18 protein-coding genes are annotated in these 25,517 nt (G+C 70.1%); 4 read left to right on the plus strand and 14 right to left on the minus strand.

Translation table 11 applies throughout. The features are described 5' to 3' along the window. Positions 1-2: 2 nt before the first annotated feature. From ACWEQO_RS26005 to ACWEQO_RS26035, 7 genes are read right to left on the minus strand one after another with little or no spacing between them, the layout of a single operon-like run. Positions 3-1,151, minus strand: coding sequence for an alpha/beta hydrolase family protein (locus tag ACWEQO_RS26005; RefSeq protein WP_452985425.1), 1,149 nt, complete (start codon positions 1,149-1,151; stop codon positions 3-5). A gap of 2 nt (positions 1,152-1,153) precedes the next feature. Beyond that, positions 1,154-1,981: an SDR family oxidoreductase gene (locus ACWEQO_RS26010; RefSeq protein ID WP_452985426.1), complete on the minus strand. Its 828-nt coding sequence runs from the start codon at positions 1,979-1,981 to the stop codon at positions 1,154-1,156. A gap of 36 nt (positions 1,982-2,017) precedes the next feature. After that, a complete protein-coding gene (locus ACWEQO_RS26015) occupies positions 2,018-3,220 on the minus strand; it encodes an NAD(P)/FAD-dependent oxidoreductase (RefSeq protein ID WP_452985427.1) in 1,203 nt (400 codons plus the stop codon). Positions 3,221-3,223: 3 nt separating this feature from the next. Beyond that, positions 3,224-3,424 carry a ferredoxin gene (locus tag ACWEQO_RS26020; RefSeq protein WP_361455358.1) on the minus strand — a complete coding sequence of 67 codons (201 nt, stop codon included), beginning with the start codon at positions 3,422-3,424 and terminating at the stop codon, positions 3,224-3,226. Between the two features lie 5 nt (positions 3,425-3,429). Further along, on the minus strand, positions 3,430-3,963 hold the full coding sequence (locus ACWEQO_RS26025) for an aromatic-ring-hydroxylating dioxygenase subunit beta (RefSeq protein ID WP_452985428.1): 534 nt from the start codon (positions 3,961-3,963) through the stop codon (positions 3,430-3,432). Then, on the minus strand, positions 3,960-5,360 hold the full coding sequence (locus tag ACWEQO_RS26030; protein WP_361455352.1) for an aromatic ring-hydroxylating oxygenase subunit alpha: 1,401 nt from the start codon (positions 5,358-5,360) through the stop codon (positions 3,960-3,962). The genes ACWEQO_RS26025 and ACWEQO_RS26030 overlap by 4 nt, the downstream gene beginning before the upstream one ends. A gap of 37 nt (positions 5,361-5,397) precedes the next feature. Further along, positions 5,398-6,336, minus strand: coding sequence for a VOC family protein (locus ACWEQO_RS26035; RefSeq protein ID WP_452985429.1), 939 nt, complete (start codon positions 6,334-6,336; stop codon positions 5,398-5,400). Positions 6,337-6,479: 143 nt separating this feature from the next. On the opposite strand from ACWEQO_RS26035, the gene ACWEQO_RS26040 reads away from it, so the two are divergent. Continuing rightward, positions 6,480-7,400 (plus strand): LysR substrate-binding domain-containing protein, encoded by a 921-nt coding sequence (locus ACWEQO_RS26040; RefSeq protein ID WP_452985430.1) that lies wholly within the window; start codon positions 6,480-6,482, stop codon positions 7,398-7,400. Between the two features lie 297 nt (positions 7,401-7,697). Here ACWEQO_RS26040 and ACWEQO_RS26045 read toward each other — a convergent pair whose 3' ends face one another. Continuing rightward, positions 7,698-8,219: a cupin domain-containing protein gene (locus ACWEQO_RS26045; RefSeq protein ID WP_361455343.1), complete on the minus strand. Its 522-nt coding sequence runs from the start codon at positions 8,217-8,219 to the stop codon at positions 7,698-7,700. 161 nt (positions 8,220-8,380) lie between these two features. On the opposite strand from ACWEQO_RS26045, the gene ACWEQO_RS26050 reads away from it, so the two are divergent. Then, complete coding sequence (locus ACWEQO_RS26050; RefSeq protein ID WP_452985431.1) at positions 8,381-9,097, plus strand: TetR/AcrR family transcriptional regulator; 717 nt, start codon at positions 8,381-8,383, stop codon at positions 9,095-9,097. Between the two features lie 142 nt (positions 9,098-9,239). Here the strand turns inward: ACWEQO_RS26050 and ACWEQO_RS26055 are convergent, their stop codons facing one another. The 3 genes from ACWEQO_RS26055 to ACWEQO_RS26065 are packed head-to-tail and all read right to left on the minus strand — an operon-like array spanning position 9,240 to position 11,472. Next, a complete protein-coding gene (locus ACWEQO_RS26055; protein WP_452985432.1) occupies positions 9,240-10,292 on the minus strand; it encodes a hypothetical protein in 1,053 nt (350 codons plus the stop codon). Beyond that, positions 10,271-10,849, minus strand: coding sequence for a hypothetical protein (locus ACWEQO_RS26060; RefSeq protein ID WP_452985433.1), 579 nt, complete (start codon positions 10,847-10,849; stop codon positions 10,271-10,273). The genes ACWEQO_RS26055 and ACWEQO_RS26060 overlap by 22 nt, the downstream gene beginning before the upstream one ends. 11 nt (positions 10,850-10,860) lie before the next feature. Beyond that, complete coding sequence (locus tag ACWEQO_RS26065) at positions 10,861-11,472, minus strand: hypothetical protein (RefSeq protein WP_361455331.1); 612 nt, start codon at positions 11,470-11,472, stop codon at positions 10,861-10,863. Between the two features lie 668 nt (positions 11,473-12,140). On the opposite strand from ACWEQO_RS26065, the gene ACWEQO_RS26070 reads away from it, so the two are divergent. Beyond that, positions 12,141-17,399 carry a sacsin N-terminal ATP-binding-like domain-containing protein gene (locus tag ACWEQO_RS26070; RefSeq protein WP_452985434.1) on the plus strand — a complete coding sequence of 1,753 codons (5,259 nt, stop codon included), beginning with the start codon at positions 12,141-12,143 and terminating at the stop codon, positions 17,397-17,399. A gap of 269 nt (positions 17,400-17,668) precedes the next feature. Then, positions 17,669-22,078 carry a BREX system serine/threonine kinase PglW gene (pglW, locus tag ACWEQO_RS26075; RefSeq protein WP_452985435.1) on the plus strand — a complete coding sequence of 1,470 codons (4,410 nt, stop codon included), beginning with the start codon at positions 17,669-17,671 and terminating at the stop codon, positions 22,076-22,078. A 96-nt stretch (positions 22,079-22,174) separates the two neighbouring features. Here the strand turns inward: pglW and ACWEQO_RS26080 are convergent, their stop codons facing one another. From ACWEQO_RS26080 to ACWEQO_RS26090, 3 genes are read right to left on the minus strand one after another with little or no spacing between them, the layout of a single operon-like run. Continuing rightward, positions 22,175-23,626: a hypothetical protein gene (locus tag ACWEQO_RS26080; RefSeq protein ID WP_452985436.1), complete on the minus strand. Its 1,452-nt coding sequence runs from the start codon at positions 23,624-23,626 to the stop codon at positions 22,175-22,177. Further along, positions 23,626-24,996 carry a KGGVGR-motif variant AAA ATPase gene (locus tag ACWEQO_RS26085; protein WP_452985437.1) on the minus strand — a complete coding sequence of 457 codons (1,371 nt, stop codon included), beginning with the start codon at positions 24,994-24,996 and terminating at the stop codon, positions 23,626-23,628. Before ACWEQO_RS26085 ends, ACWEQO_RS26080 begins: the two co-directional genes overlap by 1 nt. Then, positions 24,993-25,211 (minus strand): hypothetical protein, encoded by a 219-nt coding sequence (locus tag ACWEQO_RS26090; protein WP_452985438.1) that lies wholly within the window; start codon positions 25,209-25,211, stop codon positions 24,993-24,995. Before ACWEQO_RS26090 ends, ACWEQO_RS26085 begins: the two co-directional genes overlap by 4 nt. Between the last annotated feature and the right edge of the window lie 306 nt (positions 25,212-25,517).

Consider the following 25,517-nt stretch of genomic DNA (forward strand, 5'->3'; position numbering starts at 1 on the left):
TTTCAGAGTCGGTCGGCGACCCAGTCGGCGATGTAGTGCGCGGGAACGGCCTCGTTGTCGGCGCCGGCGTGCGACGATCCGCCCTCGGCGCGGCTGAACACCTTGAAGTGGCGGTCGGGACTGCCCACGGCGTTCTCGTACTGGGGCACGGCGAACTCCATCGGGATCTGCCGGTCGTCCTCGCCGTGGGTGACGAGGAAGGGGACGGCGATCCGCTCGACCACCCCCTCCAGCGACATGCTCGGGGCGAAGGCCATGAAGTCCTCGAGGCTGTCCTTGCCGAACACCCACTGGACGTGGTCCCAGTAGTGCGGCACGGGGTTCTCGCCCTCGCGCCGGAGGCGGCGCTTCTGCAGCTCGCCCCAGTTGTAGTTGGCCCCCCAGACCGCACAGAGCTTGAACCGCTTCTCGAACGCGGCCGCGCGCGGGGCGTAGTAGCCGCCGAGCGAGACCCCGCTCATCCCGATGCGGGTGCCGTCGACGTCCGGCCGCGTCTCCAGGTAGTCGACCGCGGCGCTCGCCCAGCGCTCGCTGTCGTGGACCGCGGGCAGTCCGCGCTCGCGGAGCGAGGCGCCGGTACCCGGCTGGTCGACGCAGAGCGTCGCGATGCCGCGCCGCGCCAACTCCCTCGGCAGGCCCAGTCGGAACAGCATCTCCTTCATCGAGTCCAGGCCGTTGCAGAACACCATCACCGGGTAGCCGCTCACCGGGGGTTCGCCGTCGGCGGGGACGAACAGCGCCGGGTACGAGGTGCCCTCGTAGGGGACCTCGACGAACTCGGCGCGTTCCCCGCCGTGTTCGATGGCGAGCCGGCACGCCTCCACGGACTTGCAGTAGGCGGCCTCACGGGGCGCGTAGTGACGGCTCTGCATGCGCTCGGCGACCAGGTAGTAGACCGAGGCGCGGGCGTAGCGCGCACCGGCCGACAGCGGATGCCCCTCGGCGAGATCCCGCTCGGCCTGCCGGACGAGCCCGTCGGCGAATTCGCACCACGACTGGAAGAACTTCTCGGTGCCGGCGTCGTCACCGTCCCCCGCCGCGTCGACGAGCGGGGCACAGATCTGCTCGATCTCGCCGATCTGGCCACCGCAGTTCATGGCGATGCTGACCGACAGGCTCCAGACGTAGTTGGTCGGGAAGTAGCGGAACATGGTCACTTCCCCACGCGGTCGGCGGCACCGTTGCTGATCACGGCGCGGTTGAACACGCCCTGGTCGGCGATGATCGTCTGGCCGGTCATGGTGGTGTTGTGCCGGGAGGCGAGGTACGCGTACAGCGGCGCGTACTCCTCCGGGGTCGGCAGGGTGGGCAGGAGGGCGAGGGTGAGGAACTGCGACTCGAAGTCCTCCTTGGGGATGTCGGACTGCTTGTTGTTCTCCAGGCCGAGCGCGCGGGGCCCGCGCAGCTGGCTGTTGGCGATGCCCGACGGGGCGACGCCGTTGACCCGCACCTTGGGGGCGAACTCGAACGCGAGCTGGTTGACGACGCTGCGCACCGCGCCCTTGGCGGCGGTGTAGAAGAGGCCGCCGCCGTCGGCGGCGTAGGCCGCGGTGGAGGAGGTCAGCACGATGGAGCCGCCGGACTTCTCCAGATCGTCGAGGAAGACCTTGGCGGCCAGGATGTAGCCGAGCACGTCGACGTGGAACACCTCGTCGAACAGCGACCCGACCCGGTCGAGGGGCACGTCGCGCAGCGGGATGTTGCCGTCGAAGATGCCCTGGGCGCCGATGAGGGAGTCGAGGCGGCCGAAGCGGTCCAGGACCGCCTGCCGACAGGCGAGGAGGTCCTCGGTGCTGGTGACGTCACCCTGGACGAGCAGCACGTCGTCGCCGAACTCGGCCTTGAGGTCGGCCAGTTTGTCCGCGGAGATCTCCATGACGGCGACCTGGGCGCCCTCACCGAGGAAGTGGCGGGCGATCCCGAGGCCGAGGCCGGAGCCGCCGCCGGTGATGAGGACGACATGGTGGTCGAGCATCTGCATGGTGGGTCCTTGCTGAGGGGGGAGTCGACGAGAGGATCAGGCGGACGCCGCGGCCAGGGCGTCGTTCAGGGAGGCGCGGGAACGGAGCAGCTTCCGGTACGTCCGCAGGGCGCGGACGCGGCCGCAGACGGTGGCGCCGTGCAGTGCGTCGCCGGTGCCGTGCAGGACGACGAACTCGCCGGTGCCGAGGGAGCCTTCGACGACGATGTCGGTGTCGCCGGGCCGGCGTTCTCCGAGCATGTGGAGGGTCCGGCCGTACTGTTCGGTCCAGATGTACGGCACGGCGTCGTGGGGCGTGGCTTCGCCGCGTGCGATGTTGAGACCGACCTGCCGGCCCTGCTCGATGGCGTGCGTCCAGTGCTCGAAGCGCCGGGGGCGGCCGGGGAGCGGGTCCCGGCGGGCGGCGATGTCCCCGGCTGCCCACACCCTCTCGACGTTCGTCCGCCCGGCCGCGTCGGTGACGACGCCGTGGTCGAGTTCGACGCCGGAACCGATCAGCCAGTCGGTGGCCGGCTCCGTACCGACTCCCGCGAGGACGCTCGTGGCCTGCCGTGTTCGCCCGTCGGCGAGATGGACGTCGTAGCCGTGCGACGTCTCCTCGACGGTGGTGACGGCGCTGCCGAGGTCGAAGGAGACCCCGTTCGCGAGGTGCAGTCCGTGCAGCCACCGGGAGATCCCGTCCCCGAGGACCACGGCCAGGGGCAGCTCGGTCGCGCACAGCAGGGTCACCTCGACACCGCGCGAGCGGAGGGCGGCGGCCGCCTCCAGACCGATGAACCCTCCGCCGATCAGCGTCACCGGACGCCCGCTCGTGGCGAGCTGCCGGGCGGTGGCCAGATCGGCGCGGGTGCGCAGGGTCGGCAGGGCGGTGCCCTGCGCCGTCACGACCGGGCGGGCCGTGACACCGGTCGCGACGACGACGTGCCGCCACCTGATCGCCTCACCCCAGTTGGTCACCACCAGGCGGCGGTCGATGTCCAGGCCCATGGCTCCGTGGCCGGCGAGGAGATCGATGTTCCTGGCGGCCAGCTGCTCCTCGCTCCGCAGCGGAGCCGGCACGGCGTGCTCCTCGGCGGCCAGCAGGCTCTTGGAGAGCATCGGCCGGTCGTACCCCGGCTCGAACTCCTCGTCGAGCACGGTGAGGGGGCCGGTGTAGCCGCCCTCGCGCAGGCCGTCGGCGGCGGAGAGCCCTGCCGCCGACGCGCCGACGATCACGACGCCGTCGCTGACACGAGTCACCGGTCAGCCCTCGACCAGCCGCAGGGCCTGAGCGGGACAGGACCGTACGGCCTCCTGGACGTCCTCCAGGTCGTCCTCGGACAGCACGTCGCGGGTGACGACCGCGAACGGGCTGCCGGCCGGAACGGCGAAGACCTCGGGATGGATACCGACACAGATTCCGTAGGCGGTGCAACGCCCGGGGTCGACGGTCACACGGGTCACGCTGGTCACAGGAAAACCCCCAGGTTGGCGGTCTTGAGGCTGGTCTCGGTCAGGATCACTTCGCGGGTGAGGAGCCGCGGGCCGGCGTCCGTGAGCCGGATCCGGTCGTTGCGGCGGCAGGGGATCAGGTCGAAGTGGACGTCGATCCCGCGCTGCCGGTAGAGCAGCAGCGAGCTGTGGGCCTCGACGACGTCGGGCCCGGACGTGGTCCGTACCTCGATGCTGCCGACGAGCCGCATGGTGCGCGACGGGGGCACCTCGGAGTAGGCGTGACCGGTGTTCTGCCGGTCGATCCGGGTCCGTATGTGCGCCTTGGTGTCCCGGATGCGCCATGCGGCGCGGTTGACCTCGATGTCACGCGGTTCGGTCGACTGGCGTGACGGCACGGTGTAGAGCAGGTCGTCGTCGAGGAGCGCGAACCACTCCTCCTCGCGTGCCTCGTCCAGCAGGCGCGCCTCGTGCGCGAGGAACTGCGCGACCAGGGCGTACGTCGTGGGGTCCACCGCGAGGGTGTCCGGGGCTTCGGCGGCGGCGGTCATGACTGCGTCCCTTCGGTGGCCTGGTCGTCGGTGGCGGTGCCCTTCATCTGGCGCAGCCACTGGCGGAGGAAGTTGAACTGCACGTGCTCGCCGTAGCCGGTGTTGCGGTGGACGCCGGGCCCCCTCCAGTTGGGGTCCGGAGCGTCGTCCACGGGCGAGTTGTGCCCCTGCTGGTAGTTGAACTTCAGCTCTTCCTTGCGCATCCACGGGCTGGCGGCGGCACGCGCCACGCCCTCCCAGGCGACGGTGTCGTCCTGCTCGTAGAGCCCGGCCGAACCGAAGCAGTACTGGCCGCCGACGTAGTCGCGCTGGGCGGACTGCTCGTCCTGGAAGTTCCACACGAACTGCCAGTTCCACAGCTCGAGCTTGCCCGGGGCGACGGGCTGCCACTGCCGGAAGCTGGTCATGACGGCCGGCGGGCCGTCCGGGAGCGGGGAGAAGATCCGGATGAAGCTGAGGTTGGGGAAGATGGTCCCCACGGTGGGAGGCTCGTGGTCGACCACGAAGCGCTGGGTCTCGTCCAGGCCGCTGAGGTCGAACTTCTCCTTGTACTCGTCCGGGTAGCCCCACAGCGTGAAGCCGGGGTGGATCGCCTGCGTCCAGGCGTGGCCGATGAAGGTGTGCCCGTTCTCGAACTCGTAGGTCCGGCCGATCTCGCAGGTGCCCTGGACACCCTGGAGCATGTCCACCTCCTGCACGCTGGCGTGCAGGGTCGGCAGGTGGTAGACGTCGCCGGCGAAGTTCTCACCGGCCGTCTTCCAGTCGCCGTTGACCGTGTACCGCTCGGGCGGGCCGGCCACGCGCATGCCGTCGGGGTGGAGCTGGGTGATCAGGTCGAGCATCCAGGCGCCTCCGCCGAGCCACTCCTCCAGCTCGGGCACGTCCTCGGACAGCGAGGCGAAGATGAAGCCCTTGCGGTTCTCGACGCGGGGGGCGCGCTTGAGGCTCCACAGGTCCGGGTCGAGCGGCTCGCCGTACGCGCGGTGCATCAGCGGCGTACCGACCAGCCGTCCGTCGTTGGCGTAGGTCCAGCCGTGGTAGGGGCAGGTGAAGAAGCGGGAGTTGCCCGCGTCGGTCTGGCAGACCTGGGTGCCGCGGTGCCGACAGTAGTTGGAGAGGACGTTGACGCCGCCCTTGCCGTCGCGGGTCACGATGACCGGGTCGAGCCCGATCCTGCGCTGGACGAAGTCGCCGGCCTCGGGTATCTCGCTCTCGTGGGCGACGAAGACCCAGGTGCTGGTGAAGATCCGTTCCATCTCGGCCCGGAAGACCTCGTCGTTGTTGAAGATCTCGGCGGGGACGAGATCCTCCTGCATGTCCTTCTCGACCCGGTCGAGCAGCACGTTCAGCGGGGTCGAGAACGGCGCCGACGACCGGGGTTCGTTGGTGAGAGTCATCGTTGACTTCCTGTTCACGGAGGGGTCAGCGGGAGGGTCAGAGCGGGGGCGCGACGAACACGCCGCGGTCGGGGTCGTTGAACTGCTGCTTGGCCACGAACTCGTTCATCTGGTTCGCGGTGCCCCACTGGTCGATGAACTCGGGCTTGGTCACGTCGTAGACGGACGGGTGGTGCCGGTCCCAGTCGACGGTCTCGAGCTCGGTGGTGTACTCGACGCAGTTCCCGACCCGGTCCAGGAAGTAGGAGTAGGTGTTGTCGCCGGCCTTGTGGCGGCCGGGGCCCCAGATCTGCTGGACGCCCTCGCGCAGCATGCGGCCGGTGCCGCGCATGAACTCGTCGACCCCGCGCAGTTCGAAGGAGAGGTGGTGGATCGCGACGTGCGGTCCCCGGGCGACGGCGAAGGAGTGGTGCCAGTCGTTGCAGCGCAGGAACCACATGAAGTCGCCGCGGGCGCCCAGGCACAGGGTGTCGGAGAGCTTGAAGCCGAGGTGCTTGACGTACCAGTCGACGGTCGCCTCGGGGTGGTCGGAGTTGACCACGAAGTGCGAGAGCCGGACGGGGATCGACTCACGGGCCTCGATCGTCCGGAACTCCCGGGAGGTCACGTCGGCGGAGACCTCGACCACACGTCCGTCGCCGTCGAAGAACCGGAAGCCGTAGCCGCCGCCGGGGGTGTCGAGCTTCCGCGGCTCGTGCACGATCTGAACGCCCTGCTGGGCCAGCCGCGCGGCGAGGGCGTCGACGTCCTGCGCCGAGCCGGCTCCGAAAGAGACCAGGTCGAGCCGCTTCTGGTCGTCCTTGCGCAGACGCACGATGTACTGCTCGGGGGAGCCCTCCGCGGCCAGGAAGTGCACGCCGGTGTCGGACTCGACGGGGGTCAGTCCCCACAGGTCCCGGTAGAACGCCAGCTGGCGGTCGAGGTCCGGGGCCGCGATCGCCACGTGGCGCAGATGGGTGATCAGTGGCTTCGTCACGTTTTCTCCTCGTTGAGCGGCGACGACAGCGGTGACGAGGTGCGCGTTCACGCGCTGTTCAGGTGAAGGTAGTGACGCCGATCACCGTTCACAAACAATTCCTGGCAATGCTCGGCATTGATGAAATCGATTAATGTGGGGCCGTGGACCTTCGACGCGTCGACCTCAACCTGCTCGTGGCTTTCGACATGCTCATGATTGAGCGGAGCGTGACCCGCGCGGCACAACGGCTCTCGATCGGACAGTCGGCGATGTCCTCGACCCTGTCCCGCCTGCGGAAACTCTTCAACGACCCGCTCCTGACCAGGGAAGGGCGCGGTCTCGTCGCCACGCCGCTGGCCGAGTCACTCGCCGGGCCGGTCCGCGAGCTGCTCACCGGCATCGAGATCGTGCTCGCCCAGCGCGAGGCGTTCGACCCGGCCACGGCCCGGCGGACCTTCTCGGTGATAGCCAACGACTACCTGACGATGACGTTCCTTCAGCCGCTCATCGCCCGGCTGTCCGTCGAGGCGCCCGGTATCCGGCTGAACATCTTCCCGACCGGCGACGACTTTGCCGACCAACTGCGCGGGCACCGGGCCGACTTGCTGGTGATGCCGCGGGAAGCCTTCGAGGAGCACGAGCAGTTCCCGCACCGGGTGCTGTTCCAGGACCGCTATCTGGTCGCCGTCGACAAGGACCATCCCGAGGTGGGCGACGAGATCACCCTGGAGCAGTTCACGACCCTTCCGTACCTGGCCGCGTCCTCGGGGCACCTGAGAGGGCTGTCGGAGATGCAGCTCGACTTCCTGGGCGTGCCGCGCAACGTCGAGATCACCGCCGGATTCGGCATGGCGCCCTTCCTGCTGAGCGGTACGCGGCTGATCACGCTGGTCCACGAACGGCTCGCGCACAAGGTCGGAGAGGCCGCGGGGATCCGCCTGCTGGAGCCGCCGATCCCCCAACTCCAGCCCATCACCGAGATCATGGCCTGGACCAAGCGGACCGACCGCGACCCCGGACACCGCTGGTTCCGCCAGTGCCTGATCGACCTGGCCGAGGAAGAGCCGGCGGGGCGGCCCTGACCTCCTGCCGGACGCCCTGACCTCCCACCGGATACGGACAGCGCCCGCCGTCCCGGATCGTGCCCGCTGCCAACCGCGCCCGCCGAACTGCTCGGGGCAGTCGGAAGCATGCGCTGACCTGCGGTTGCGCCGACTCTCACCTTCTGTCGACGTGTTTCCGATGGCGCCTCACGCGGGGTGCGCAGCGACTGCGGAGCCTGCTGGGAAGAGTGCCCGACCCGGGGCTCGTCGGCTTGTCGACGGCCGGACCGGACACTCCCCCCGGCCGGCGACAGGCCGGTTCCTCAGGGCGGGCGCTCAGTGCCAGTCGTCGTCCCCGGGCAGGAGCACCACGTTGTGCGCGCCGAGGATGTCCACGAGTTCGTTGAACTTCTCGTCGGGCCAGGGTTCCGGGGCGCGGTCCGTCTCTCCGTGGGCCAGGAAGAACGACTCGGGTCCGGCGGGCGTGTAGAAGACCAGGAGCCGGGCCGGTTCCTGTCCCACGTTCCTGAAGCCGTGACGTGTGCCCTTGGGGATGTAGACGAAGTCCTCGGGACCGGCGGTGAACCTCTCGGCTCCGTTGATGAACTCGAACTCGCCGGAGAGTACGTAGAAGGCCTCGTCCTCCTTCGAGTGGATGTGCGGGACGTTGCCGTGGCCGGGTTCGACGACTCCGTCCATGAACGCGAGGGCGCCGTCCGTCTCTTCTCCCGTGACCTTGACCGAGAACGTCTCGTGCCCTGTGAGCCGGACAACGCCTTCGTCCTTGCGGACGACGAAGCCGTTGGCGGACGTCCAGACCGGGTCGTTCTTGTCGGGGAGCGGTAAGTGGAGAGCCATGTCGCGGTCCCTTCTCGCGGCGTCGCCCGAACGGCATGCCGCAGCTTACGTTGAATGTAAGTCATTGAACGTCAATCAATCAATGGTCCCGGGGCGGGCGACCGCCCGGGCCTCGCATACGCTGCGGGACGACAGCTCGTCATCGCCGGGAAGGAACCGACGTGGCCCCGCCCGAAGCAGCCAAGCCGCAGACCCGGAGGCAAGCGGCCGCCCAGGAGACACGCCGGAAGCTGCTGCACGCGGCGCTGGAGAACTTCTCCCGGCGTCCGTACGGCGAAGTCACCGTGGGGGACATCGCCCGGACGGCGGGGGTCGCGCACGGACTGCTGTCACACCACTTCAAGGGCAAGGAGAGCCTCTACGCCGAGGTCGTGCGCGAGGTCGACCGGCAGTTGCGGGCCGCCACGGAACTCGCCTCCGAAGGCCCGGTCGTCGACCGGCTGCGGAGGCATTTCACCGCGCATCTCCGCTTCCTGGCCGCACACGAGGACATCGCACTGAACCTCGTCCTGCGCCGTGCGCAGGCCGCCGACCTGGCGTCGGAAGCCTTCGAGGCGACACGGGAGGAAGGAGTCCGGGCCATCTGCGCGCTGCTCGGCCTCGACGCCGACGATCCCGCACTCCTCCTGGCCATGCGGGGGTTCGGCGCCGCCTGCGACGAGATGTCCCTCCTGTGGCTGCGGGACGGCCGTCCCGTGGGGGCCGACGCGCTGGCCGAGGCCTGGATCACCATGCTGGCGGGCGCCGTCCGGGCCGCCCACGGTCTCGCCCCGAGCCCCGCTCTGCGCGAGGCGCTCCGCACCCTCGGGCGGGAAGGCGCCGCGTCGACGGCGGATCTGCCGATCGAGGAGATGCCGGACGGCCGAGGCCGACGCTGAGTCCGAGTCGGCGCGACTCACTCGGGCCCTGCTGAAGGGCGACCGACGCGCGGTCGATCACGACGCTCGTCGACAGGGCCCGCGGCGAGAGTCTGCGACTGGCCGGCCGGGGCGGACGTCGCGCAGCCCGCACCCTCCGGGGTCAAGGGCCGGCGGAGCCGTGGGCCACGGGCCGGGCGTGCCCCTGGGGGCCCAGTGCGGTGATGATGTGGCGGAAGACCGTGCGGTGTCCCGCTGTCGCCTCGGCTCGTACGAGAACACCTGTGGCCGGATCCACGGTGAAGTGGCACGTCAGGGTTTCGTCCGGGGCCCAGGCACTGAACGGGAAGGTGCGCAGGGGGCGGACGGTGGCCCGGACGGAGGTCGGTGAAGTGGCCTCGACGTATGCGAGGTGGGAGACGATACGGGCCGGGGCGAGCATTTCCGCCAGGCGTGCGGCCGCCGGGCTGGTCCGGTCCGGTTCGTATTCGCCGGTCATGGTCAGAGTCTCCGCGCCGGACGAGATCGTCCAGGAGCGGGCCGAGGGCACGGCGGTGAAGGAGAGGTCGTCATGGGGGTCGGCCTCGATGCGGACTTTCGCTGCGAGACGGGCGGGTTCCAGCAGGGTCTCGGCCATGCGGGCCAGGGGCGTGCCCGCCTCGGCCGAGGAGCGCGTATCGAGGACGTCCAGGTCGGTGACCCGGGCCGTCGCCAAAGGGCCCTGTTCGTCGTGGAGCGTGGCGGACCGGAGGAAACCCGAGACCGGGTCGAGCCGGAGGGTCAGACCGTGAGCGCCCGGCGGCAGCCAGGGATCGGTGGGGGCGGCGAACAACGCATCGGGAACGAGGGCGAGTTCGACCCACTCTCCGCTTCGGCTCGCCTCCGTCACCGCCCCGATGCCTCGGATCAGACGCGCCGGGTCGAACAGCACGGCCCACGGCTCGTCGCTGTCCTCCTCCCGGAGACGGAGAGGGGAGATTCCGGCAAGGCGGAAGCTCCGCCTTTCTTCCCGCCGCCGGTTCGCCGGTTCGCCCACCGTGTCGGCGCCGAAACGGCCGCCGAGGTCCGCCTCGACGTCACGTGCCGCGTACTCGATGTCGACCGTCGCGTCCACGCGCGCGTCCTCGGCGGCCGTCGACGCGATCCGGGCCAGTGCCCAGGAGGCGAGCCGCTCACGGTCCGCGGGCGGACCGCCTAGCCAGTGGGTAGCTGCCATGAACCCCAGGTCTCCTCATTGCCAGGACGGTTCGGTGCCCACTGTACGTACAGGACGCGGTACGGATGGTCCGGCGGCGGCGCACCCACGCTCTCGATCGTGTACGAGCCGTCCTTGTTGTCCGTAATGCGGCAGCCCGGGGCGTCGATTCCGTCCCCGCAGGCCAGGACCTTCTGCCGCCGTGTGTCCTCGTCCGGGATGCCGGATCCGTCGATCGTGCTGTGCAGCATGAAGGAGGCGTACGAGGGGGTGGAGGCGGCCTCGACCGTGATCCTGACGGACTTTCCGGCGTCGGCCTCCCGGTTCTTCTCGGTGGGGCGTCCCCATTCGAGGTGCTGTGGTGGTTCCTTGTGCCGGCCGTTGCCCCACTGACCCGCCACCAGCGGCAGGGCGGGGCCGCCGTTCTCCCGAGCGGTAGGAGGCGCCGGGTCGGGTGAGGAGAAAGGAGAGGGTGACGCGGTCGCCCGCTCCGGCTGCCGTACCTCGTGCTGCCCGGTCGACGAGCCCGTACAGGAGACGAGCACGGCGGCGGCACTGCAGGCCGCCGCCCCTCTCACCGCTCGGTGTGTCAGCCGGTGCACTTGATCTCTTTGTCGTTCTGGTTGTAGACGTGGGCCGAGCCCTTGCCCTGCGGACCGGACACGTAGAAGCGGGCCTGGCCCTTGTAGCGGTACCAGGTGTCCTTCTTGCAGCCCTTGGGAGCCACCACACGCAGGCTCTTGGTGTTCTTCTTGCCGCCCTTGCCGGTGCTCAGATGCTCCCAGCCGTACCAGCGGGAGCGGGACAGCGTTCCCTCGGTGTTGAGATTCGGGGCCACCTGGCTGCACTTGGTGTCGAAGTGCACGTTGATCGTGCCCTTGGTGGTATGCGAGTTGTGCGGGTAGTCCACCGTGGCCTTGCAGAGGTACGGCAGGCGCTTGGCTGCGGCCTGGACGCCGACGGCGCCGGCCACGGTCGTGGCATCGTCCGCGCTCAGCTCCTCCTCACCGAGCACCGCGTCCCCCGTGGGAAGCTGCTGGTCCGGCTCGGTGATCTCGATGACCTCCGTCGTGTCCGTCCCCTCGGCGTCCGCCGGGAGCTGGTCGGCCGCAACGGCCGCACCGCCGAAGGTGAAGGCGGTCCCGGCGAGAGTGAGGGCGGATATGGATGTGATGACGCGCAGCATCGGACGCACGGTCATGGGTCCCCCTTGTTGTCGAAAGCACGCTGGAGGTGAGCGCCGTTTTTCAGGTCGGCGGCGCTCCCGGCCGTCACTCTGGCCTCCCAAGATCAGGAGCTCAAGGACGTTACGGTCCCATGAGTCCGATATGGCCAGCGGATGCGTATGGGTGAGCCGAACGACTGCGCAGGGACGCAGAGCAAGTGCATTGGATCTTGCGGGGTTTGGGGCGGGAAGAGGTGTGCGTGAGGCACATCGGACGTGTGTGTGATTTTGGCTCGAATCATCTGTGTGAGGGGCGCGGTTCCCCTCCCTGGTTTCACTCCGAGTGATCTGGAGGGCAGCTGTGTCAGTCCTGCCGGGAAGACTGGGAAAGCGACCGGTGCGGAGCCGTGCAGCCGAGCTCGGCGCAGAGGAGAGGCTGCCTGCTCCTGCTCGCCTTCGGATGGACCGGACCGGGTGTGCTCGGGCATTCCCGGAATCGCCCGTGGATGCTGCCGGATCGGAGCCGGGGGATGGTCATGTATGTCCGTGTGACGCCTGATGACGGGATTCACCGGAAAACGTGCCTCCTGAGCGGTTGGATGGCATGGCCGGTCACGGCTTCTGACCGGTGCGCATGGGCGTGACGAACGAGGGGGACAGCCATCACATCGACGTGGGACGCCGCAGAGGACGACGGATTCCGGGTGGCCGTGATCGCCCGGACCCGGCGGCGCATCGAGATCTACAGGGACGCTGGCGAGACGTGGCGGTTCGCCGAGAGCCTGAAGTCCGTCAGCGAGGACACCGCCCAGGAGTACGAGGGCCGCACGATTCTCGAACTCGTCCAGAACGGCCACGACGCACTCGGCGACGCCGACCCGGGAAGGATCGCCGTCCTGGCGGTCCCCCGGGAGAGCGGCGGCGTCCTTTACGTCGCCAACGAGGGAGCGGTGTTCGCCGAGGAGAACTTCCGCGCCATCACCGAGCTGGCCCTGTCGAGCAAGGCGGCGGGTGAGGGGATCGGCAACAAGGGCCTCGGTTTCCGCAGCGTGCTGCAACTGACGGACTGGCCGGAGATCTACTCGAAGTCCTCACCCGCATCCTCGGACTTCGACGGCTACTGCTTCCGCTTCGCCAGGCCCGAGGATGTGCACACCCTGGTGGACGACCCGGAACTCGCGGCCCGGGTGATCGAGGACATCTCCCCGCTGGCACTGCCGGTACCGGCCGACGTCACCGATCCCGTACTCAAGGAACTCGCCGAGGACGGATACTCCACGGTCGTCCGGCTGCCGCTGCGTGACCGGCATGCCTGGGGACTCGCCGTGGCGCAGGCGCAGGACATGGTGAACGGCGAGGCGCCGCTCCTGCTCTTCCTCGACCGGGTGGCCGAACTCCTCGTCGAGGTGCGCGACGGCTCCGACACCGGCTTCCGGAACGTCCTCTCGCGTGCCGAGCGTGCATCGGACCTGATCGCCGCATGCGAGAACGACTGGGTACGGGAGGTCGATCTCGCCGGGGCAGGCCGCTACCTGCTGGCGCGTCGCACACTTGATGCGGAGGCCCTGAGCGAAGCGGTCAGCCGCAGCGTTCAGGCGCGCGAGATCGACGCCGCCTGGGAGAACTGGGACGCCGAGGCATGGGTGGCGGTCGCGCTGCGACTCGACGAGCCGCTCACCCACGGCCGCATGTACACCTTCCTGCCGATGGCCGAAGGCGTCCACGCCCCGTTCCCCGGCCATGCCCACGCTCCGTTCTTCACCAAGCTGGCCCGTCTCGACATCAGCGAGACGGTGGCCCTGAACGCCTTCCTCCTCGACCAGCTCGCCGTACTGACGGTGGAACTGGGCAGGCGCATCCGTTCGCAGACCCCGCACCTCCTCGCCGCGGACCTCGTGCTCGACCTCATGTGCTGGGACGTGCCGGACCGCCTGGACGCCGCCCTGGACGGGAGGCTCGCCGCCGAACCGATCGTGCCTCTGCACGGCCGGGAGGCGTGGGGCTCGCTGCAGGACTCCTACGGATGGCCCGACGGCAAGCGCTCCTGGCGCGCCCTCACCACCGAGGCACTCACGAAGGCCGGAGCCGACCTGCTGACCCCGTCCGTCGGTCCTGCCCGCCACACACGTCTGGACAAGCTGTGCAAAGCCGTCCTCTCCCGGCCCTTCCGTCCGCCGGCGCTCCTGGCCGCCGAGTGGACCGAAACCGTGGCCCGGTCACTGCTCGGTGGTACGGAATCGGCGGGACAGGTATGGGCGGACTTCTACAGCGACCTGTCCCATGCGTTCGCCCGGGACCAGGGCGTGCTGCGGGGCCGGCGCATCATCCTCACCCAGGACATGCGGCTGAGAAGCGCCCTCGGCAGCCGGGCCGGGTCCGGTGGGCAGGACGCGACCGTCTTCTTCCACCCCGAGCCCGACGACACCGCGGACGGTGACGCCGTCACCCGGGTCCCGGGCGACCTCAAGGCACTCCGGCGCCGTATCTCCTTCACCCACCCGGCGATCACCTGGGACACTGCCGGACGCGGATTCCTCGAGCGCAACGAACTCGTGCGCCCCTACCAACTGGACCGCGTCTTCGACGCGCTGGACGACCTGCTCTCCGACCATTCCTCGGAGGCGCTCAGCCGCGACGCCCTCACCTTCGCCTTCCGTCAGTACCCCCTGCTCACCCAGGCCCAGCGCGGGCGGCTGGCCCGTATCCCCTTCCGGCTGCCGCTGGCCGGCCCCGGCCGGTGGGACAGGGCCGCACGCTGCTCCTTCTCGCCCGCCTGGGGCACCGAGGGGGCGCGGCGGCTGGAGCGGTTCCTCGCCGAGGGGGGATCCCGGATCCCCGTCCTGGCCGCACAGCGGGACCACTGGATCAGCGGCCCCGACGACTGGCCCGCGCCGATCCGGGACCGGGCGGCCTACGTCGAGTTCCTGGAAGCCCTCGGCGTGTGCGACGGTTTGAGGCCGGGAGCCGTCGGGGAACGCCTGGGGGCTCGTCAGGGCCATGAGTTGCGACTCGCGGGGCTCGCCGCGGACTTCGGGTTGGGGAGCGCGCTCGCCGATACCTGGAGCGCCGATGTCAGAAGCGGATGGACCAGGTTCCAGCACCCTTACACGCTGTACGAGTTCACGCACGCCCCCGCCCACCTGGCAGGAGCGACCGAGGTCGCCGGGCTCGGCCACGCCGCCCGGCGTGAGTTCGCCGAGCTGCTGATGCACGGGTTGCGCACCTGGGGCGAGGAGGTCTTCACCGTCACCGTGCACAGGCCCACCTACTCCTTCAAGGACGCGCACCCCTGGCCCACTCCTCTCGCCTCCTACCTCCGGGGCATGGCCTGGCTGCCCGTGGAGGAGCCGGACGGTCCGTCCTTCGTCACTCCCCGCCGGGCCTGGTTCAGCACCGACGGGGAGCTCCCGGCCTTCGTACCGGCCTTGCCCTTGTCGACGCGACGCCTGCTCAGCGACAGGGGCGTCGTCGAGCGGATGCTCCGGCTCGGCCTCCGCAGGTGGGACGATCCGCAGCACGCAGGGGCGGCGGTGAAGCAACTCGCCGACGTGCTCGACAAGGGCGAGGTGCCCGAGTACCTCAGCGTCTCCTTCAAACGGCACTGCGAGCGGGCATGGTCGAACATCGCACGGACGGGCCGGTGGCCCTGGACGCCGGATGAGGAGGTCCGTCTCGTGGTCAGCCGTGCTCACACGCTCGGCACCTTCAGCCCGTCGTCCGACGAAGCACCGGTCATCGTCTGCGACGAGACGGACCCCCTGAAGGAAGCACTCATCGAGCCGGCGGGGCACCCCGTCCTCGTCGCCCCGGCGGAGTCCGGGGACGCCGTCGTCCACCTGGCCGGGGCGAACGGACTGAGGGCGCAGCGCACCTCGGCCACCCACGTGCAGGTACGCCATCGCGACGGCGCCCCCATCACGCCGTCGGGGCAGGCAGCGGTATTCACCAAAGGGCGGGAGTGGCTGGTCACCGTGGTCGCGCTCGCCATGGAGCTCAAATCCGGGGCATTCGTCCGCCGCAGCGAGCGCGGTCTCCGGGCCGCACTCGAACGGCTCCGCGCCCTCCGCGTCGTGCACGCCGACGACGTGGAGATCACCGTCTCCGGGACGCCTGCCGAGCCGCCGCCGTCGACACGCGCCCTGCCGCTGCCGGACGACGAGCACCCCACGGTGGTCGTCTGGAGGAGCGACGAGGGCTGGGACGAACTGCAGGCGGCCACGCCCGCCGTCGCACAACTGCTGGGCAGGCCGTGGCTGCAGGACGCGCTCGAACTGGTCCTGGTCAAACTCGAGCGGAGCTTCGGCGGCAGCAGCCCGACGCTCGTCGACGACGGAGTCCTCGCCGCGGCACTGGACACGACCGAGGCCAAGGTCGCCGAGATCCGGCGCAACCTCACCGGTGACGTGCAGGACACGGTGAGACTGCTCCGCCCGGTGCTGGCGTGCCTGGCCGCCGACGCCTGGAACGAGGAGGCCGCCCACCTCCTCGGCCGTGCGGCCGGCGAACGCGAACTCGCCGGGATCATCGACCGGCTCGCCCCCGGCCTGACGCCGTCGTCAGCGGAGTTGGTGGCCCTGGCCCGCTCCTGCACGAAACCGGCGGAGCTCAGGGACGAACTGGGACTCGACTTCCAGCAGTTCAACACCGCATTGGTTGCCCTCGGGTACTCCCCGGACCACTACCCCGACCGCCACGAACAGGTCTTCGGCGACTTCGTGCGCGCCCGCTCCGGAGTCCTCCTCGACCGGCTCCGCGAGCGGTATGCCACCGCCGCGCAGCAGGGCGAGGACATCTCCGGCTACGCCGCGGCCCGTGGTCTCCACGACCTCCAGCCCGACCCGGACTGGCTTCCCCGTTTCATCGCCCCTCCCGAGGAAGCGATGCGCGACAGGGTGCGGGAATGGCTCCGAGCACACGGGGCCGAGGACGACCTCGAGCAGCCCACCGCACTCGAACCCGTCGACCGGCTCCGCGCACGCAACACGGCCGCGCTCGACGCCCTCGTCCCGGTACTGACCCCCCTGGTGACCGCCTGGTGCCGCCGTCACGGCGTCCAGGTGCCCGCGGGATGGCACGGAGCGGTGCTGATGGAATGCAGGAGCCACATCGACGCGACCGGGCTGGGCGACCTGCTGCCGCTGAACGAGGAACAGCTGCTCGACGCGGTGGAACGCGCCGTGGGGTGGCCCGACGGAATGCCGCACGCCACGGACCCCGCGGCACTGGGCCTCACCGACAAGGACTTCGCGCGGACGGCACCACGAACCCAGGGCTCCGGCAGCTCCACCACCGTCGCCCCGCGCACGATCACCATCGGAGCCACCGAGATCAGGGTCGGAAGCGACCAGCTCTCCACCATCGCGGACATCGCCTCGAAGACCATCGACGAGACGTTCCTCGCCCAGTCGGGCAGGGTGCGCTTGGACACCGTGGCCGGCGTACCCCGACCACGGAGCGGAGGCGGTTCCCCCACCAAGCCGCACATCGTCGTCGCGAAGACGAAGCGGACCACCGAGGACCAGCGGTCCGCCATCGGCCTCGTCGGGGAGGTGGCCGCGCGTGCCTGGCTCCAGCGCCACTACCCCGACGTGCGATGGGTCTCGGGTTACGCGGCCGTCGTCAACGGCGACGACGAAGCGTCCGACTCCCTGGGGTACGACTTCGAGGTCAAATGGCGTGACACCACCCGGCTGTACGAGGTGAAGGCGCTGAGCGACCGGGCTGCCGAGCGGGTGGAGTTCGAACTCGGACCGTCCGAGGTGGACGCGGCCCGCCGCCACGCCCGCAGCAACCGCTACCGCGTCCTGCTGATCACCTCGGCCCTCGTCCCGGAGGAACGCCGCGTGTTCGACCTGCCGAACCCGTTCTCGGCCCAGGGGCGTGACCGCTTCAGGATGGTGAGCCGGGGGGTGCGCTATCAGTGTTCGCCACTGGGGAAGGAGCGGCCCTCCGAATCGCACTGATGGAAAGGCCTCAAGCCGTGATGGTGATGAGCAGTCCTGTGCACCAGGTGGGGAAAGCCCCTTGGACACTTCTCGATGAGATCCCCAGGGGGCCTGCCAACACCTGCTGTGCGGCGGGCGGAAGCAGACCCCGCGTGTGAACGGTCCCGGGTGTGACGTCACCCTTGCGTGGCCGGCCTCATGAGAAACCGCGCAGTCAGTCCATGGCGGTAGGCTCCACCAGGGATTTCTCGGATCCCGAGGGACGGAGCGGTGAGGAGGCCGACGCAGTGGCAGCAACGGGAGGGGACCCGCGGCGGACACCCGGTCCGGCCGTGCCCAAGCCGGGGCCGGTCAAGCCCGCCCAGCAGTGGTCCCAGGAGCGTCCCTCTCCCTACTCCTGGGAGCAGGACGCGCTGGACCACGTCAGGCGTCTCATGCCCGCGGCCGAGCCGTACCGCGCCTGGGCGACCTTCTCCTTCACCGCCCAGTCCGGCCGGGTCAACGAGTGCGATCTGCTGATCGCCGTTCCCGCCGGCCTCTTCCTCGTCGAGATCAAAAGTCACCCCGGTGAGCTCCGCAACACCGGTTCGACCTGGAACTTCCGTGGCAAGGAGCGCACCCGCACCCTCAACAACCCGCTGCACTTCAACGACCTCAAGTCCAAGGAACTGCGCAGCCAGCTCCAGTGGGCCGCCCGCAAGCTCTACCGCAGCGACCGGATGGTCCCGCGCATCGAACCGGCCGTCTTCCTGTCGGCCCCCGACCTCGTCAGCCACCTCGACGAGGTGCAGCGCATCCGCGTGTACGGGCGTGACGACGGCGCGAGCGGCCTGAACCGCATCTGGCAGGACTTCCTCGGCCTGCCACCCGAGCGTCCCGAGCGGCGTGTCACGGAGGAGTTCTCCCGGCACCGGCTGCCGCAGCTGCTCAAGGCCATCGGCATCCGGCAGTCGACCGGCCACCTGCGTTTCGGTGACGCCTGGAAGATGGAGCCGCACCCCCTCGACGCGGGCGCGTCGTGGGAGGACCGCCTCGCCAAGCGGGACGACGGTCTCGCCCAGGGAGAGGGCCGGGTGCGCATCTACCTGGTCAGCCAGGGCGCGACGGAAACGGACCGCAAGAAGACGGAGCGCGCGGCCCGCCGCGAGTACCAGGTACTCCAGGGCGTCACGCACCGCGGCATCGCCGACGCCATGGAGCTGCGCGACCACGAGGGCGGGCCGGCGATCCTCTTCCGCCACCGTCACACCGACCTGCGCCTGGACCAGTACCTGGACACCTACGGCGACAAGCTCACCCCCGAGATCCGACTGGACCTCGTACGCCAGCTCGCCGAGGCCGTCCGGTACGCCCACAGCCGCTCGCTGTACCACCGCGCGCTGGCGGCCCGCTCCGTCTACGTGTCCTTCCGGGGCGAGGGTGCGCACCCCGAGCTGCGCATCACCGACTGGCAGACCGCGGCCCGCGACTTCGACAGCAACGCCACCTTCTTCCGGTCCATCGGCGGCTCCGCGCTGGACGCGGCGCTGATCGAGGACGCCGCCCACGTCTACCTCGCGCCCGAGACGGACCTGCCCTCCCCGGAGCCCGGGGATCTGGACATCTTCGGGCTGGGCGCCGTCTCCTATCTGATCCTGACCGGCAAGCCGCCGGCCCCGCAGCGCAGCGTCCTCAAGGAGCGGCTGCGCACCGAGTCGGGGCTGCACCTGTTCGCGGTCGTCGACGGAGTCTCCGACGCTCTCGACGCACTGGTCTTCAAAGCCACCCGCGCCGACGTCAACGACCGCCTCAGTTCCGCGGAGGAGTTCCTGGACCTCCTCGACGAGGCGGAACGGGCCGGTACCGTCCCCGACTCCGTGGCGACGCCGGCCGTCGACCCACTGGAGGCGCTGCCCGGCCAGGCCCTGGACGAGGAGTGGTCGGTACGACGGGTCCTCGGCACGGGGGCCACGGCCCGCGCCCTGCTCGTGGAGCGTGCCGTGGAGGACGACGACGGCACGATCCGCGTCGAGGAACGCGTCTTCAAGGTGGCCCTCGACGAGCAGAAGGCCGACCGCCTGCGTGCGGAGGAGCGCGCCCTGAAGCTGGTCGGCGGCGGCGCCGTGGTCCAGTTGCGCGGCGACGGACTGCGCGAGATCGGCTCGCGCACGGTTCTGCAGCTGGAGTACGCCGGTGAGCAGTCCCTCGGCGCCCGGCTGCGCGGCACGGGACAGCTCACCTATGACGACCTGGAGAATTTCGGCGAGGACCTGTTCCTGGCGCTCGACCAGCTCGCCGCCCACGGCGTCCGCCACCGTGACATCAAGCCGGACAACCTCGGCATCCAGCGCCGCAAGGACTTCACCTGGCAGCTGAAACTGTTCGACTTCTCCCTGACGGATGCCTCCGACCGGGACGTGAAGGCCGGTACCCGCGGCTATCTCGATCCGTTCCTCGGTTCGGTGCGCCGCCCGCACTTCGACGACCATGCCGAGCGTTACGCCGCGGCCGTCACCCTGCACGAGATGGCGAGCGGCGAACGGCCGTTGTGGGGCGACGGCCGCATAGACCCGCTCACCAACGAGTCCGCCGAGCTGCACATCGCCAGTGAAGTCTTCTACCGCCCGTTGCAGTCAGGCCTGACCGCCTTCTTCCGGCGTGCTCTGCACCGTGATATCGAGCACCGCTTCGACACGCTGCGGCAGATGAGGGACGCCTGGCAGAAGGTGTTCCGGGATGCCGACACGGACCGGCCGCCGACCACCCCCTCCACGGTGGGCACCGAGGCGGAGGACACGGAGCAGGCACGGGACCGGGCGGCGCTGGCCGCCGACGCCGGCACGGAACTGGAGCTGGCCGGTCTGTCGCCGCGTGCGGTCACGGTCGCCGCCGGCCTCGGCGCCACTACGGTGGGCCAACTGCTGGATGTCCAGCCGTCCGTGATCTCCAAGGCCCGTGGTGCCGGCCCGCTGGTGCGCAAGGAGCTGAACCGCCGCCGCAACCAGTGGGTGGCCGCCCTGCGGGGCAAGGCCGCCGTACCGGCCGCGCGCAAGGCCGCCTCTCCGGCCAAGGACGCCGAAGCGCAGGCTGGAGTCACCGGCATCCTGTCGGTCGACGACATGGTCGACCTGCTGACCCCGCCGCCCGGCCGCAAGGGCTCGCACCGCGCCGACGTGGTACGCCTCACTCTCGGTCTGCCGCCCGAGGACGGTGGCCTGTCCCCGCTCGGCGCCTGGCCCGTGCAGGCGCGGATAGCCGATCAGCTGGGCATCAAGCAGCCGCCGGTCTCCCGCCACCACCGGGCCGAGATCAAGCGGTGGGCCGAGGCCGAGTGGCTGAGGGCGGTGTGCACCGAACTGGTCGAGATCGTGGCCAACTTCGGCCGCGTGATGACCGCCTCGCAGGCCGCACAGGAACTGCGGGCCCTGCACGGCGCGCAGGACGACACGCCTGAGCGTGTGCTGGCCCGGGCACTGGCGGTCGTCCGGGCCGCCGTCGAGGCGGAGACCCGCGAGGAGGAGGGGCACGAACCGCGTCTCGCCGTGCACCGGCGCGGCGACACGGTGTTGCTGGCGTCCGAGTCGCTGCCCGGCACCGACGACCCGAACCCTCACGAACTTGCCTATTACGCTGCCGAGTTGGGCGTGAGTGCGGAGAAACTCGCCGGCCGGGAACCTCTCCCGGGGCGTGCCGAGGTGGTGCGCGAACTGCGCGCGGTGCCCGTCCCGGAGAGTTTCGCGCCGCTCGCCGACACCCGTCTGGTGCAGCTGGCCACCGCCGTGGCGTCGTCCGTGGTGCGTCACACCCCTCGCCTCGAACTGTACCGGCGCGACCTGAGCCTGGAACGCGCGCTGCGCATCTCGCAGGCCGGAGCCGGGGTGCGGGCGGACCGGGGGATCACGGCGACCGAACTCGTCGCCCGGGTGCGTGCCCGGTTCCCCGACCTGGACGTCCTGACGGACGGCCGTGAGCCGACTCCCGTGGTGCTGGAGGACGCGCTCCAGGCCGCTCGCTTCGATCTGCGGCACGACGAGGAGGCCGGCCGCTTCCTCCCTCCGCTGCCGAGGTCGACCGGCCCCTGGTCCTCCACGGGCTCGGTCACCAGCATGCTTCCCCCGGTCCGGTCCGTGGCGCGCCGCGAGTCCGAGGACCCGCACGGCGAGCTGCGCGAACAGCTCACCGAGAGCGTCCGCCGCGGCGGCTTCCTCGCCCTGACGGTCAAGGCCGCCCGTCTGCAGGGCACGGCCGAGACGATCGCCGCCCGCTTCCCGGTGGTGCCCGTCGACCTCGGGGCCCTGTTCCTGCGGGAGTTCAGGCAACTCGTCGAGGAGAAGGGCCAGGACTGGCGGACGGTCCTGCGCGCCGACGCGGCCTCCGCGCCGGGCCGGGTGAAGCCGGGCCTCGCCACGTTCGTCCGCGTCGTGTGGCAGCGGGTCGCCGACGACCTCGCCGCCCGCTCCGCCGAGCCGCGCACGGTGCTCTTCCTCCACGACGCGGGTCTGATCGCCCGGTACTGGGACGAGGGCGGACGCACGTTCCTGGTCACCCTCCAGGGGGCCGCCCGCCGTCCGTCACAGGGTCCGCACGGTCTGTGGCTCCTGTGCCCGATGGAATCCAGCGTCCAGGACCCGCACCTGGACGGGCAGCCGGTCGAGGCACTGCGCAACGACGGGGAGGTGGCCTACCTGGCCGGGGGGTTTCTCAAACAGCCTGTGTAAAGGGCGAGAAGAGGGGGCGGCCCCGCCCGTACTTTCGCCGGGCAGTCACCCGCCCGGCGGGGGTACGGGCCCCGCCGGGCGGGTGCCGTCCGAATGTCAGTTGACGGGCATGCGGGGCACACCGCCCTTGCGGCTGATGTCGAACGCCAGCCGGTAGATGTCCGGCAGGTCGATCGCCTCTCCGCTGCGCCTGGTCATCACACCCAGCTCGATGAGTTCCTCCAGCAGTGCCACGGGGTTCTCCAGTTCCCGCGGACCGCTGCCGGAGCGTTCGTCCTTGAGCTGTTCCCGTACCTTGCTGACCAACGAGCCCTGGTGCCACGCGTAGTGGACGGCCGAGGCCTGGAGCGGTACCTGGGTGTTCTCCAGCTGTTCGACCGCGAGGGCCGCCCAGCCGATGTCGTCCTGCAGTTCGGCGACCCTGCTGTCGGCGGCGGAGCTGAGACTCTCGCGGATGGCGTCGTAGTGGAGGGGCACCGGGTGTCCCGCGTGCCGTTCGCCGGTCAGTACGGCGGCCTTGCACAGAGCCTTCAGCCATGTCCGTGGACTGACCCGGCCCTTGCCGTCCTGCAGGTGGTTCGGTACCCAGGTGTACGTGTGTCCCTTACGCCGGTCCGTTCCCATGAACGGCCCGGCGAGGGTGATGAAGACCTCCTCCTGGCGTTTCCGGTCGGCGATGACGTCGACGGGTGCGACGTGGCGGCCGTCCTCCTGCCGCCAGGTGCCGGTCGCCGTGCGGAACTTCCCGGCCTCGGGAGTGGTGTGGTTGCCCAGCTGGTGGAAGAGCAGCCCGTAGAGGTTCTCCCGGCTCCATTCCAGGTCCGTGGCGTTCGCACCGAGCTTGGACGCGTCGGGGAACATCTTCGGTGCGTTCTCGTACATGTCCGGCCGTACGAAGATCTTCGCCCGCAGGGTGCCGGTGGTCAGGCGCAGTTCCAGCGCCAGCCGGAACAGCCCGGACAGCAGCCGGTCCGTCTGTCCGCGCACACTGTGCAGGTGCTCGAGGGCGTCGAAGAGCAGCACGCGGGTCTCACCGCGCTCGCGGCTTTCCCGGTCGGCCGCGGCGATCGCTGCGTCGTAGGCCTCCGGGTTGTCCCGCGTCCAGCGGACACGGTCGGTCCAGCCCTCGATGCGGCGGATCTCCGGAACGTTCAGGGCCATCAGGACGATCGCCGCCCACAGCTCGTCCGGGGTCGCCCCGTCCGCGACGAGTTTCTCCCGTGTCCGCTTGTACGGGAAGGGCGGCTCGCCCGCATCCTCGCTCTCCAGCCCGAACGCCGTGGTCACCCTGGTGCGGCGGAGCCGGGGCATCATGTACGAGGCGGCGGCGATCTCCCTGAGTTGTCCGTCGACCAGTGCCTTGGCCCAGAACGTCTTGCCCGTGCCGCGTGCTCCGCGCACCACGGTGACGTCCGGATCCAGGGCCAGCCGGTGCGAGGACGGAGTGAACAGGGTCCGCAGACCGGGGCCGGTGGTGTTCGCGTCGGGAGCCGAGCCGAGCGCTTCGATGAGCAGCTTGCGGTAGTCGGCGGGCGTCGGTTCGCTCATCACGCGTCCTCGTGCGGTTCGGGCAGCAGGCGTTCCACCGTAGTCGTGAACTTGCTGTACGCCGCCTCCACGAAGGGCAGCTCGGGCCAGCGGCGGCTGCGCAGCGGGTCGAGCCCGACCAGGTCGTTGCCGAACAGGATGGGGATCGCCGCGTAGGGGGCGTCGTCCACCTGGCCGGCGGGCGTGTAGAACGGCTCGGGCTCGTCCTCGTCGGGCAGGTTGTACAGCGTGTCCACGAACAGGTCGTAGGCGTTCTTGCGGAGCACACCGAGCCGTTCGGTGTCGCCCGCCGAGTGGAACATCGCGCCCACGATCCTGACCCTCTCCCGGAGTTCGCGCGCGCGGTCCGGCCGGCGCTGCCACTCGGAGAGCAGCATCCGGTAGCCCTCCCAGGTCGAGGGGTTGTCCACGGCGAACAGCAGGGCGAGTCCGCTGAGCCGGGTGAGCGTGACGGCGGCGATGTCGTGTATGCCGGCGCGGCTGTCGAGCAGGATGTGGTCGGGGCGCCGGGCGAGCCGCTCGACCTGGTCCTCGCACGCGGCGATGGCCTGTTCCAGCCGGACGGCGAACGGACGGGGCGGCGCGCCGTCGCCGGTGGCCGGGAGGTCGGTGTAGATGCGGTTCAGCTTCGACAGGTAGTTGTACGGCTGTCCCTCCAACGGCAGTCCGCAGGCCGGGGCGAGGAACACCTCTCCGTTGCCGTGGTAGTTCAGCAGCGAGGCACGTCCGACGAGTTCCAGGTCGTCCGCGTTGCCGACCGCGGCCTCCACGAGGTGGTCCACGATGCCGTGCCGCGGTCTGCCCGCCTCGTCCGAGAGCAGGTTGGACACGCCGGGCGACTCCAGATCGAGGTCGACGACGAGCACACACCGGCCCAGGTCGGCGAGGTGGCGGGCGAGGACGGCGGTCGCGGTCGAGCGGCCGACCCCGCCCTTGAACCCGTACAGGGCCACGCGCCGGTCCCGGCGGGAGACCGGTGTGCCGGAGGCGCTGTCGTCGTCGCGTTGGAGCCAGTCGGTTCCGACGACCGTGCGTTCCAGTGTGCAGATCCTGCCGACACCGTCGGCGCGCGGGCTCACCTCGGTGAGTTCCGGCGCGGTGAAGAACAGTTCCGGCGCGAACATGGAGCGCGCGGTCTGTACCGGTTCCAGTCCGGTGAACGGCCGGGTCACCTCGGTGAACCGCTCACGCAGGGAGCCGAGTTCGGGGGAGTCCGGTGCGAGCCGCTCGCTCATGTCGTCGATGAGGAGCGAGGCCCGGCCGAGCAGATCGCGGGCGAGTACGACGTCACGGCCGAGCGCCGCGGCGTCCTCGGCCACCTGCTGTGCGGCCAGCCACGAACGGTCGAAGCCTGCGCTGGGTGCCGTCATGCGAGGGCCCCGGTTCCCAGGACGCGTGCCTGTTCGTGAGCGGCGAGGAGGTCGTACGCCGCCCGCAGGTGCCGGTCGAGGTCCGCGTCGCTGATCGCCGTACCGTCGCAGTACCTTCCGGACACGTCCCAGTCGTGGAACGGGTTGTGCCCGATCAGCCGCAGAAACAGGACCCCTGTCTCGCGTGCCCGCCGACGGTCGAGAATCGTGGTCAACTGTCCCCACAGGTCGGGGAGATGCTCGTGCAGATACTCCTTGCGGTCCTGTTTGCGCCACTTCCCGCCGGGCGGGTTCGGCTGCGAGCTCAGCTCCAGATCGCCGTTGTAGGGCCGCTGCTTGTCGTTGAGCCGGGAGCCCAGGTAGTCCAGGAGGATCGCCTTGATCGCGCATTCGGCGGCCAGCCCTGCCGAATGGTCGGCGGCGATGGTTACTGAGGTTGAACTCGTGGTGTCGTTGGGTTACTCAGGCAGGTCTGATGGTCAGGCCGGTCTCGGCGAGGCAGCCGTCTATGAGGTCGCTGC

Source organism: Streptomyces sp. NPDC004051 (genome assembly GCF_053604275.1).

Coding starts and splice junctions, on each gene's coding strand:
- ACWEQO_RS26005 (WP_452985425.1), bottom strand. CDS start 1,151: ATGTTCCGCTACTTCCCGACCAACTACGTCTGGAGCCTGTCGGTCAGC.
- ACWEQO_RS26065 (WP_361455331.1), bottom strand. CDS start 11,472: ATGACCGTGCGTCCGATGCTGCGCGTCATCACATCCATATCCGCCCTC.
- ACWEQO_RS26025 (WP_452985428.1), bottom strand. CDS start 3,963: ATGACCGCCGCCGCCGAAGCCCCGGACACCCTCGCGGTGGACCCCACG.
- ACWEQO_RS26030 (WP_361455352.1), bottom strand. CDS start 5,360: ATGACTCTCACCAACGAACCCCGGTCGTCGGCGCCGTTCTCGACCCCG.
- ACWEQO_RS26055 (WP_452985432.1), bottom strand. CDS start 10,292: ATGGCAGCTACCCACTGGCTAGGCGGTCCGCCCGCGGACCGTGAGCGG.
- ACWEQO_RS26045 (WP_361455343.1), bottom strand. CDS start 8,219: ATGGCTCTCCACTTACCGCTCCCCGACAAGAACGACCCGGTCTGGACG.
- ACWEQO_RS26010 (WP_452985426.1), bottom strand. CDS start 1,981: ATGCAGATGCTCGACCACCATGTCGTCCTCATCACCGGCGGCGGCTCC.
- ACWEQO_RS26085 (WP_452985437.1), bottom strand. CDS start 24,996: ATGACGGCACCCAGCGCAGGCTTCGACCGTTCGTGGCTGGCCGCACAG.
- ACWEQO_RS26080 (WP_452985436.1), bottom strand. CDS start 23,626: ATGAGCGAACCGACGCCCGCCGACTACCGCAAGCTGCTCATCGAAGCG.